Source organism: Simiaoa sp., assembly GCF_051972595.1.
GTDB lineage: Bacteria > Bacillota > Clostridia > Lachnospirales > Lachnospiraceae > Acetatifactor > Acetatifactor hominis.
Genome location: NZ_JBOKRY010000028.1, coordinates 25,551 through 36,520, shown reverse-complemented (window position 1 = coordinate 36,520; position 10,970 = coordinate 25,551). Strand labels below are relative to the sequence as shown.

Annotated in this window: 8 protein-coding genes; all 8 read right to left on the bottom strand. The window is 49.3% G+C overall.

The annotated features are described in order from the left end of the window. Positions 1-181: 181 nt before the first annotated feature. Positions 182-949 (bottom strand): hypothetical protein, encoded by a 768-nt coding sequence (locus ACTRDR_RS10425; RefSeq protein ID WP_440527394.1) that lies wholly within the window; start codon positions 947-949, stop codon positions 182-184. A 226-nt stretch (positions 950-1,175) separates the two neighbouring features. Next, on the bottom strand, positions 1,176-2,222 hold the full coding sequence (locus ACTRDR_RS10420; protein ID WP_440527392.1) for a DUF6077 domain-containing protein: 1,047 nt from the start codon (positions 2,220-2,222) through the stop codon (positions 1,176-1,178). A 25-nt stretch (positions 2,223-2,247) separates the two neighbouring features. Further along, entirely contained in the window at positions 2,248-4,005 is a 1,758-nt protein-coding gene (locus tag ACTRDR_RS10415; RefSeq protein WP_440527391.1) for a hypothetical protein, read from the bottom strand. Positions 4,006-4,047: 42 nt separating this feature from the next. Continuing rightward, positions 4,048-5,844 carry a DUF6044 family protein gene (locus tag ACTRDR_RS10410; protein WP_440527390.1) on the bottom strand — a complete coding sequence of 599 codons (1,797 nt, stop codon included), beginning with the start codon at positions 5,842-5,844 and terminating at the stop codon, positions 4,048-4,050. Beyond that, positions 5,841-7,226 (bottom strand): hypothetical protein, encoded by a 1,386-nt coding sequence (locus ACTRDR_RS10405; RefSeq protein WP_440527388.1) that lies wholly within the window; start codon positions 7,224-7,226, stop codon positions 5,841-5,843. Before ACTRDR_RS10405 ends, ACTRDR_RS10410 begins: the two co-directional genes overlap by 4 nt. A 1-nt stretch (position 7,227) precedes the next feature. After that, the gene (gene rffA / locus ACTRDR_RS10400) at positions 7,228-8,373 is read right to left on the bottom strand and encodes a dTDP-4-amino-4,6-dideoxygalactose transaminase (protein ID WP_176865973.1); all 1,146 of its coding nucleotides are present in this window, start codon (positions 8,371-8,373) and stop codon (positions 7,228-7,230) included. Positions 8,374-8,408: 35 nt separating this feature from the next. Further along, the gene (locus tag ACTRDR_RS10395) at positions 8,409-9,386 is read right to left on the bottom strand and encodes a glycosyltransferase family 2 protein (protein WP_440527386.1); all 978 of its coding nucleotides are present in this window, start codon (positions 9,384-9,386) and stop codon (positions 8,409-8,411) included. 2 nt (positions 9,387-9,388) lie between these two features. Next, entirely contained in the window at positions 9,389-10,945 is a 1,557-nt protein-coding gene (locus tag ACTRDR_RS10390; RefSeq protein WP_440527384.1) for a glucosyltransferase domain-containing protein, read from the bottom strand. Positions 10,946-10,970: the final 25 nt, after the last annotated feature.

The following is a 10,970-nucleotide window of genomic DNA, read 5'->3' as shown; positions in this document are numbered from 1 at the left end:
ACCAGTAGCCTGCAGTTGGGGTAAGGACAAGCAGACTCTAAGCAGCCGTCGGTACTTAGCGAGGGTATTGTCCTCGCTTATGTACCGCTACAGTCTGCGTCCGAAGCGGAAGCGGGTCTGCGGTTCTTAGCCCCAATGCGGGCTACGGGGATTCGATAGCATTTCTTCACTAACTCTCAATTTACTCTCGCAGAAAATAGTACAAATCCACAGTAGCATCCTTGTAGATAACATACCCGTGCATTCTTCCGAATTCTTCATACTCCTGGTCCTGCAATCTTCCCACCAGGTTCTTCGACTCCGGCAGGATAATATACGCACACTGCTCTTCCCGTGCCAGTTCTGCCAGTTCTGCAGCATCTATGGTCTCCTGCTCCATCACATCATACAGATCATTCTGTACGATCCATTTGCTTACGACGATATTCCGTCCGTAAGGCATGCACACCACATTAGAATACTGCCGCACATACTGCAACAGTTCTCCGGGGAATACCGCCATAACTTCTCTGCCGGGGACTTCAATGGCATCGCAGATATCCACCACACTTGTTGGTACATGATACACATTTTCCGCTTTCTGAAAATAGGGATTCCGATAGATCAGGCTTCCGGATAGCATGAACAGAATCAGCGCTGCCGTTATCCCCACGTATTTCCTATATCCGACAAGTTTGCCGCAGAAATCCACCGCCGCATAGGCGATCACCGGAGTCACCGGCAAAAGCCACAGAATCCGGTAATAGATCTCCCCGTCTGCCAGCCCCGATACCAGCTTCGCCACAAGGGGGTTAAAAAAAACAAATAATAACACCAGGGGCACATAGAGAAACATCACACGGATGTGCTTTCGCTTCTCCGTAAGCCACAGATACAACAGACTTATCAGGAACCAGATCATGATCAGCCCCGTTCCCATATATTCCTGAAACAGCTTCAAAGCTTCCATTTCTATCCTCCGACTCCGGTCTTACCTTCCGATTACTTAATACCAGATACCCTAATACCGGTTACCCCAATACCGGCTACCCTAATACCGGTTATCCTAGCACCGGTTATCCTAGCACCGGCTACCCTAGCACCGGTTATCCTAGCACCGGTTACCCTAGCACCGGCTACCCTAATATCAGCTACCCTAATACCAGCTACCCTAATACCGGTTACCCTAGCACCGGCTACCCTAATACCAGATACATCCCCGCATAGATGATACAGGGCACGCAGCAGGCCGCTAAGGGCAGCAATAGCTTCCGGTTCTGATAGGCAATTGCCCCACAGATTCCGGCAACTCCCACCAGCATACATGCAAGCAATGCTCCCATGGTACTGGCAAGACAGCAGGATGTCATGACTGCAGTTAAAAGGATCCAGAATCCCACCGTAATCTTCTGCTTCTCCTGCAGTCTGCGAAACAAAATTAACAGCAGGAAGAAGATCATAGGGATCAGAATACTGCCCAACGCTGCTTTTCCCTGTCTGCTCCTGGCGATCATAAAATTCTCCACGGTGTAAAAAGAATAATCTCCAAATAAAACCAGTACTTCCGTGCAGATCAAAAACAGCGGCAGATTCTTCCCCTGGGACAGCCCTCTACTGCCGATCAGATAAAATACGCCATAGGTCATAGAGATCAGTGCAACCGGAAGCAGGGTCTTCGCCACTGTCACCGTGGCAATTCCCGTCATTTGAGAAAGCCAGGCGATCCAGATGGGAAAAGGTGCCAGTCCGTGCCGCACATCCAGTTCCGTGCTCATACCGGTATAAGGAAGCTTCTGATACATTTTGCCCGACTCCTGCGCCGCTGTGGAGATTGCCACATAATAAGCATCATCTCCGTCATTGTAGACCATAACCACTGCCAGTACCAGTTGGAGTAATAAAAGCACTCCAAAGATCACCCACAATATGACCGCTTCCCGGTCCGGCTTCTGCGTCCACACTGCTTTGGGTTCTTTGTGGTTACGAAACCACAGCACTGCAGACACCGCTAACAGTCCTGTGATATAAACGCCATACCATAGCACTACCTTCTCCAGTCTTCCCTCCGTAAGGATCACCGGAACACAGATCACCTGAAATCCTGCCCACAACAGCATCTGCCCGCTGGTCCACAGGAATACTATATTTTTATGAGGTTTATCCACACCTGCAAAGCAGTTTCCCACGCACACAGGCAGGACCAACACCAGCACCGCAAGCCACAACAAGCGAACTACGATCATTTTTCACCCTCGTTTCCGTTCTCTGCTATCTTACATACAGATAAATATTATCTCCGTGCACCCCTTCGGAAAACAGCGTCTCCTCCGGTTCCATGCCGTATCTCTCCCGTAGGACCGAAGAAACCGTCTCTTCCTCAACCCCTGGTTTGATCAGTACCACTACCCGGTCCAGCATTCGGAGCGAATCCACATCCTTCCGCTCTGCAAGTTCCTCCGCCGTCACCAAAAGTGTCCTGTCGTAGTACATAAACTCCGGCAGATTCTCATAATATCCCACACCGGCATAGACGCAGATACAGGGAAGTGACGCATACTCTTCCGCCAGCTGTTCCTGCTGCCCATATCCCCGATAGAGGTATTCTCCGTCATAGGATGCAAGGCGCAGTCCCTGCACTACAATAATCAGAGCCATCAGCCCAATGCCTACTAAACGTTCCTTCCAGCCGGAAGTCTTGGCAAGTCTCTTCCCCAGGCAACATAAAAGAAGCGCGAAGAGTAACGCAATCATAGGAAACATGGGCATCACATACCGGTCCACCAGATACGGTGACATCCGGGATGCCAGCAGATAATACCCCACCACCGGAATGATGAGCATGCACAGGATCCCCCTGACCTCCCGGGACATACTTAGCTCCTGTCCTCTGTGTCTGCGATACCACAGTACCACTGCCAAAACTACTGCCGTGGCGCAGCCTGCCCCGAGTAACAGATCTCCCACCGTCCGGTCTGCCAGAATCCTCGCAAAAGCAAGCAGTCTCGCTCCGTATCCGGCAAATCCGGAAGTCAGATTGTCCAGAGCTTCCACACCTCTTCCGCTGGAAAATACGTCGCCTATCGCAAAGGGGAACAACACCAGTCCGATCACCGCTGCCACTACCATGGAGCGAATATATATCCATAATTCCCGCATTCTTTTACTGCATAAAAGTCCCGCTGCCGTCACCGCCGCCAGCAGAATACAATAGAACAGGAAAAAATACTGGGTCAGAAATCCCAGCACCGTAATGGCAATGAGTCCCTTATTACTCCGGTCAAATCCATGTTCCTTCCATTTCTCCACATGCATGGAAAGCAGTGCCACACACAGACAGGATAAGAGGCAGTACATGCGGATCAGCAGAACAGAAGCCAGTGCTCCCGTGCTGAGTCCGTACAGTAATACTGCAAGGATCCCCAAAAGTCTTCCCTGCTCTTCCATACCCAAAATCTCCGAAAGCTGTCTTCCCAACCGAAGCAGCAGCCATAATGTGATCCCCACACAGATCAGATTGATCGTACATCCAAGCCACGGTGACAAAGTCCCAGAGAACAGGGAGCTCATAGTATGCAACAGCATAAAATGCACCGGCGGATGATTGTCATCCTTCACATTAAAATACACCGACAGGTAGTCAAACGCATCACTACCATCCACTGTTACATAATCCCGAAACTGCCCGGAAGTGATCCAGACCGGCTCCTCATAGACATCCGCCTTGTAAGATAACAGTTTACTGCTGCCGCGGTTCTTCAGTACATCCGTTACCGTACTTTTCAAATTCATCAGGGTCTCACCAAAGCTGTCTCCCTGTATCTCTTCCCGCACGAATTTTGCCAGACGTCCCTCCGGCTGGGTGGGAACAATCCATGGATTGTACCTGGCATCCGCCAGTTCGAAGCTTAACAGTTCGTCCATATGGTAGCCTTCTTTAAGGCTTACCCCCACACACAGCACTCCCAGACACAGTATAACTGCCAGAAGCTCCGGCAGGATTTTTTTCCATCTGCTCGTTTCACTCATATTCCTATACCTGTCTTATGTCCGATCCATCGTCAGACTTTTTTATTCCATAACGCGATAGAGATAGATCCGGTAATAACTGTCCTCTGTCTCGAAGGGATCTTCCCGGATCAGCTTAAGCCCCGTATCTTCGCAATGATCAATGTACGCCGCTGACAGCAGATACCGTCCGCCCAGTTCCTTCAGGCTCTGTGCATTGATCTCATAATTCTGAAAATAGAAACCGCCCTTCTGTACCGTATAATACCCCGGACATTCCGCACTGTACAAATAACAGCGGTTGCCCCAGCCATCGAACTGCTCTGTCAGATACTCACTTTTGTCCAGTTCCGGTGCAATGATCTCGCGGAAGCGGTGCTTATAAGCCAGATCATAATTGTTAGAATACCCATCCAGGCAGTAAAAGCCATGATACAGCGCTGCCGCCGGATCGATCCCTAAGCTTACCACCCGGTAATCCTCCGGTTCTTCTGCAAAATTGTCCCGGATATACTGCTGCACCTGCTCTAACACACCCACAGCATAATAATCCCGAAAACTCATGGCGCCGTAGTCTGCGTGTAACATTTTCTGCACATTCGGCTTTAAGTTACTCTCCGGCAGGACCTGCGCTGCCGTAAGAAGTGTCACTCCCACAGCCAGTAACATTTCTCCTGCTGCCAGCCATTTTCTTACGCTTTTTGCCGTCTCCTGCTTGTCTGGAAGATATTTCACTACCATCAGCAGACAGCAGCCAAGGGCAAAATACCACAGACAGGGGCTCAGCCACAGCACCCGGTTCGCCTGGAAGCCCTTCAACGCTCCAAGCCCCGAGCGGATACCAACCCCTACGCCGCTGTCCCAGACAGCCGCCGCGAAGGCAAACAATAAAATGCCGCCGCAGGATAAAAACAGTGCCTTTTCCAGTCCGGTTACGGATTTTTTATCCCCGGCAGATATTCCCAGGCGGATCCCTGTCACTATCACAAAGCATACTGCCAGAACTAAGATCCACCGGTGATAATCCACGCTGTGCTGTCCTCCCTGCAAAAGATTCGTCCACAGCTGTCCCCAAAAAGCTACCGGAGCTAAGCTATATTCCGCTTTATGGGAAACTGCTCCCACGCCGCCGAAAATTTCCTGTAAAAGGGCTCCGTTTTCCAATAAATACACCGCCAAAAGAAGCAGCCAGCCAATTCCCTGCCCTGCCCGAAACCGTCTGCGCAGAAGGGTAATCACTTCCCACAACGCCCAGATCCCCAGCACGGCGAATCCCGCAAGCACCAGTGACGAATTTACGCCAAAAAAGATCACATACGAATAAGCTGCAATATAGATCTTTCTGTTACCGTCCGCTTCTCCCAGCCGGAGCACGCAGTATAATAACAGCGGCAGTCCATACTGAGACAAGCCATATACCGGCAAAAACGGCACATACGCATACAGGCATCCCACCGCCATGGCAACGAAAGCCATCATTCCCTGTCTGTGAGACAGTCTTTCCTCGCTTCTTGCCACATGCCGGATCAGTAAGAACATTCCCACATAGCCTGTCAGGCTTCCGATCACCTGCATGCAGGCAAGTGCCGCCCACGCAGGCAGCCACCGGTACAACAGAACGCACGCCGGTGCCGGCAGGGTCAGTGCCGTCTTCGCCGCACCGTTCATAAATTCCGGCAGAATACCGCTGCCATCCCAGAGGTGTCTTGCCTTCAGAAGATATGCGATCACCTCTCCATCCAGCTGATCATGATAGACGAAGATGGCATCCTGTCCCAAAATGATATACGGAATCCCCATTACCAGCACTGCAAGTATTCCCAGAAAAAACCAGTTCTGCGCCCTTCTGCGTTCTGTCATGGTTCCTCCTTTCCGACACTTAAGATCATTCCCACTAGCCACAGCATTCCGGGAAGCAGTCCGTTCTTATAATCCCAGCATCCCGCATCCTGCATGGTATACCATAAGACCATACAAAGTGCCGTTACTGCGCATAAAAGAAATATCTCCAAAAAGCACCGTTTTCCATCTTTTTTATAAGATCCCCGGCATATCACCACAAGAGCAGTCGCAATAATTCCCACAAGGAACCACCAGCTGCTGTATTTTAACAGGTCATTTGTCAGCTTCAGGTCTCCTGTCATCATAATGTCTACATTTCTGCCGGAAAAGGTATCATATCCTCTTCCATCCAAAAACATCTGCAAAAGTGTAGATGGCATCACATACCCTGCCATGTCCCAGACGATCTGGTGTATATTGTCGGATGGATATGTCTTTAGTCCGTATACGGCATACTTCCGGAACAGCTTCTGCGCATCCTCGCTGCCCAGGGCATCCTCTATGTTTTTCTGTATCTCAGAGTCCATGGTTCCGGCATAATACCCGGCTGCTTTAAATTCCTTCCAGGTCATCTGTTCCCGCAGTTCCTCCGGATATGCGTCGTATTCCTCTTCTTCCCTCATATGTGTCCAGGTAAATCTGCGCATCATTGCAGCACTTAACGTATTCTCCGCTCTGCCGTAGCTGCCTGTGGTCTGCCATAACGGTACCACTGTGAACAAAATGCCTGCCATTGCCGCAAGCAGCAATAACTCTCTGCCCACTCTCTGTTTTCCGAGCTGCCGGATACGGATCAGGTGCAGGATCCACACCACCACAAGCGGTACCAGTCCAAGATACCTGTTTTCCACTACGAACAGCGTACTGAGTGCCCACCAGATTCCTGCAATGAACAACTTTTTCAGCGGTAATTTTTCCTCCGCTTTATCCTCACGTAAAAATCTGATCAGTACTGCCAGTTCCATTAAGAGACAGGAATATCCCACAGAATTCGGCAGCACTGCCAGATGGCACTGCATGGCAAACGGATATGTCAGAAGTCCAAGGCTTCCCCAGACCGGGAACCATTTTTTCGCTGTACCGCCAAAGGAACGTAAAAATACCACACCGCTGTAAAATGCAAACAAAATCTGTACCGTGTAAACAAAAAAAGTATAAGGGATAGAGCTTACAGCTTCTATCCCTTTTGCAAGCATCAGAAAAAGAGGGTATCCGATCCCCATGTAGTCATCACACACAAACGTCCCTGCGGCCGCAAGCCACAGATAGCTGTCCCCGAATTCCGGGAAGATGCCAAAGGATCTGATCATCCAACAGATTCCCAGTACGATCTGTACTGAGATGCCTATGAACAGAAATCTGCCTGCAGTCTCCGCAAGCGCTCTGCATGCTTTCTGCATCTTACTGCTCCTCTAATTCAAAAAAGTTTTTAATCAGTCCACAGATGAAATCCACCTGATCCAGTGTCAGTCCATAGTACATGGGAAGTCGTGCCAGACGCTCACTCTCCTTCGTCGTAAAGCGGTCTTCTCCGTGGAAACGTCCGAACTTCAGTCCTGCAGGTGCCGTGTGTAACGGAATGTAATGGAATACCGTAAGTACCCCGTTCTCCTTCATATAGCTGATAAATCTGGTCCTCTGCTCCAGATTTCCCGCCTTGATATAGAACATATGGGCATTGTGTACACAGCCTTCCGGTACAACAGGCAGATCAATCTTCCCTGCTTCCTTTAACGGCAGCAGCTGATCATAATAACGGTTCCAGCAGGCAAGTCTGGCTTCGTTGATCTCATCGGCGATCTCTAATTGTGCATAGAGATAAGCTGCGTTCATATCACTGGGCAGATAGGAGGATCCGTAATTCACCCAGGTATATTTATCGATCTGACCGCGGAAGAATTTGCTGCGGTTGGTTCCTTTTTCACGGATGATCTCTGCTTCTTCCACATCCTTTTGATCACGGATCAGCAGAGCACCGCCCTCTCCCATGCTGTAATTCTTCGTCTCATGGAAACTGTAAGCGCCGAAATCACCGATGGTTCCCAGTGCTTTTCCCTTATAGGTGGACATGATTCCCTGGGCTGCATCCTCTACCACTTTCAGATTGTGACGTCTTGCAATGTCCATGATCGTGTCCATCTCGCATGCCACGCCGGCATAATGTACCGGCACGATTGCTTTCGTCTTCTCCGTAATGGCATCCTCGATCAGTGTCTCATCAATGTTCATGGTATCCGGGCGGATATCCACGAACACCGGTACCGCACCACGGAGTACGAAAGCATCCGCTGTGGATACAAAAGTATAAGAGGGCATGATCACTTCATCCCCGGGCTTGATATCACACAGAAGTGCCGCCAGCTCTGTTGCATGGGTGCAGGAAGTGGTCAACAGACATTTGCCGGTTCCCGTTCTCTCCTCGATCCAGGCATTACATTTTTTTGTATATTCACCGTCACCGCAGATCTTCTGATTTTTTACACATTCCTGAATATAATCCGCTGCTTTATCCACATAAGGCGGTACATTAAACTTGATATCTACCATAATACATCCTCTTTTCCGCTGTTCCAGCTGTATTTTTATATATTCTGCTCTGCTCTGTGCTCTCTCTTCCAGCTTCCTACTGCTGTCTGCGGCACATTTGCCGTCACATGACTGATGATATATTTCGGTCTGCCCTTGACTTCTTCATAGATTCTTGCAATATAATGTCCGATGATCCCCAGGCTCAGCATCAGGAATCCGCCAATGATCAGGATCAACAGGATCACCGTGGTAAATCCTTCCACGGCTGTACCCATCAGGTAACGCACCAGCGTCTGGATCGCCAGGATCACACTGAAAAATATGGATATCATTCCCATGATCGTCACCAGCTGCAGGGGTAATGTACTGAAAGAAGTAGCATTCGTGATCGCATACTTCATCAGGCTCCAGAAGGACCACTTGCTCTGTCCGTATTTGCGCTCCTGCACTTCGTATTCCACGGTCTCGGTCTTAAATCCAGCCCAGAAGGTCAATGCCCGGAAGAAAGTATTTCTCTCCGGCAGCTCCAAAAGCACCTGTACCACTTTCCGGTCTAAAAGCTTAAAATCCGAAGAAGCATTCATGTCCATCTTGATCAGTTTACTCATGATCTTGTAGAAAAGTCCCGCGGACAGCTTATATCCCAGGCTCTCCCGTCCTCTGTCGGACTTGATGCCCTCCACGATCTCTGCTCCCTGCTGCCATTTCTCCCACATTAAGGGGATCACCTCAGGGGGATGCTGTAAGTCACAATCCATCACGATCACGGCGTCTCCCGTGGTCAGTTCCAGTCCGGCGAAAATACCGGCTTCTTTTCCGAAGTTCCGGGAAAATTCCGCTCCCCGCACTCTCGGATTCTGTGCGGCACATTCCTGTATCCGTTCAAAGGTTCCGTCCTTCGATCCGTCACTGATAAATACCAGCTCGTAATCGATTCCGTTCGCATCCAGCAGGTCTCCCAGCACTTTTGCCGTATTTGCAATATTCTGTTCCTCATTGTATGCCGGTAAGACAATTGATAATAAAGCCATACTTAATCCCTTCCGCAGTTCTCTGTCTTGACATAGAGGATGCCGTCCACTACTTTCGTGGAGTTTGCCCCCGGGAAAGTATCCATGTCAATGTATTCCTGTGTCATATAGATCTCGCCAACGGTATCCGGATCTAAAAAGTTCAGGGTAGCGCCGAGATAATTCTTCATAAACGCCTGGTAATCCGCTCCCTTATAGATCAGATAATCACCGCTTAACCCGATCATGCCGTCCGTGACTTTTCCCGTAATATCCGTCGTGGGGAATTCATCATAACCGATAACGCCCACCACTGCCACGGGAATCCCCTGATAATAGCCGGGGGTCTGTTCGATCCGGTCTAACAGACGGACACAGTACGCATAAGTCTTCTCATATTTTTTCTCCAGATTCGAGTACCCGATGTTGTCCGATACTCCGTAATTGAACACCAGGATCCAGGCAGCAAGCAGTGCCGCCCAACGGATACCGATGTCCGCTTTTCCATTCTCACCCGCATATCTGTCCGTAAATCCAAGCATAAGGATCAGATATAATACCCACTGATATCGCATGAGCAGATGATAGGTCAGATTCGGGGAAATGATCAAAATCACATTTGTTAACAGCGGCAGTCCCACCGCCAACAGAATTATTATAACGAAAAATACCGGATTCTTCCACCATTTTCTTTGAAACATCCTTCTCACCAGTAAAAATAGCACCGAGAGCAGGAGTACCGCGCATGCTGCGAAGGAAAAAATATTGTTCACCAGCACATCGCCATGCAGCGTAAATGCCAGAAAATCATAATACATTCCTTTTAAGGTGGTGAGCATTCCCTGCCCGGAACCTCCCTGTTCCATGGAATTGATGCCCTGATAGGTATCCAGTACCTTGCCCTGCAGTTTTAACAAAATCTGCAGAATCACATAATACAATACCGCTCCGGCAATTCCCATGCCAAGATAGCGCAATGTATATTGTACCTTTTCCTTCACACCGTGCTCCTCCATAAAAAAGAGCAGGATCACATATACGCACAGCAAAATGGCAAACGGCAGATACGCCTGGTAGATTCCCATACTGAAGGCAAGGCATACGCCTCCGAGGATCCAGCCTTTTTTATATTTTTTGGTAAAAAGCACCGAAAGCACCGCCAGAAACAGTGCCATCATATAACCGTCCATGGTAAATACATAGGCAAAGGTAGACGCCAGTGCCGGAAAAGATACCAGCAGTCCGCTGACACCGATAATGGTCAACGGATCCTCAAGTTCCATAGTCTCCGTCAACACCACCGATGCAAGGGAAAGCCACACCATGCCGATCAGCCCAATGACCCACGGGATCGTAAAATAAGAGGAAAATCCGCATGCCACCGTTAGAAACCAACGTCCGGACGTGATCATATTCTGATCAAAATACATGCTGCTCAGTCCGTCATGATTCGGAATATCCGACAGCATCACGGGAAGATGGATCAGCAGACCGATGACGAATGCCGATACAAATGCAATTTTCCAAGTATTTTTGATCTTATTCCTGCTATATTGCAAAAATTCCCAGGGTGTTTTCATGTTCTATTCTCCTTAATTCAACTAT

Excerpts from the sequence above, each read along its gene's own strand:
- ACTRDR_RS10425 (WP_440527394.1), bottom strand. The coding sequence starts at position 949 with ATGGAAGCTTTGAAGCTGTTTCAGGAATATATGGGAACGGGGCTGATC.
- ACTRDR_RS10420 (WP_440527392.1), bottom strand. The coding sequence starts at position 2,222 with ATGATCGTAGTTCGCTTGTTGTGGCTTGCGGTGCTGGTGTTGGTCCTG.
- ACTRDR_RS10415 (WP_440527391.1), bottom strand. The coding sequence starts at position 4,005 with ATGAGTGAAACGAGCAGATGGAAAAAAATCCTGCCGGAGCTTCTGGCA.
- ACTRDR_RS10410 (WP_440527390.1), bottom strand. The coding sequence starts at position 5,844 with ATGACAGAACGCAGAAGGGCGCAGAACTGGTTTTTTCTGGGAATACTT.
- ACTRDR_RS10405 (WP_440527388.1), bottom strand. The coding sequence starts at position 7,226 with ATGCAGAAAGCATGCAGAGCGCTTGCGGAGACTGCAGGCAGATTTCTG.
- rffA (WP_176865973.1), bottom strand. The coding sequence starts at position 8,373 with ATGGTAGATATCAAGTTTAATGTACCGCCTTATGTGGATAAAGCAGCG.
- ACTRDR_RS10395 (WP_440527386.1), bottom strand. The coding sequence starts at position 9,386 with ATGGCTTTATTATCAATTGTCTTACCGGCATACAATGAGGAACAGAAT.
- ACTRDR_RS10390 (WP_440527384.1), bottom strand. The coding sequence starts at position 10,945 with ATGAAAACACCCTGGGAATTTTTGCAATATAGCAGGAATAAGATCAAA.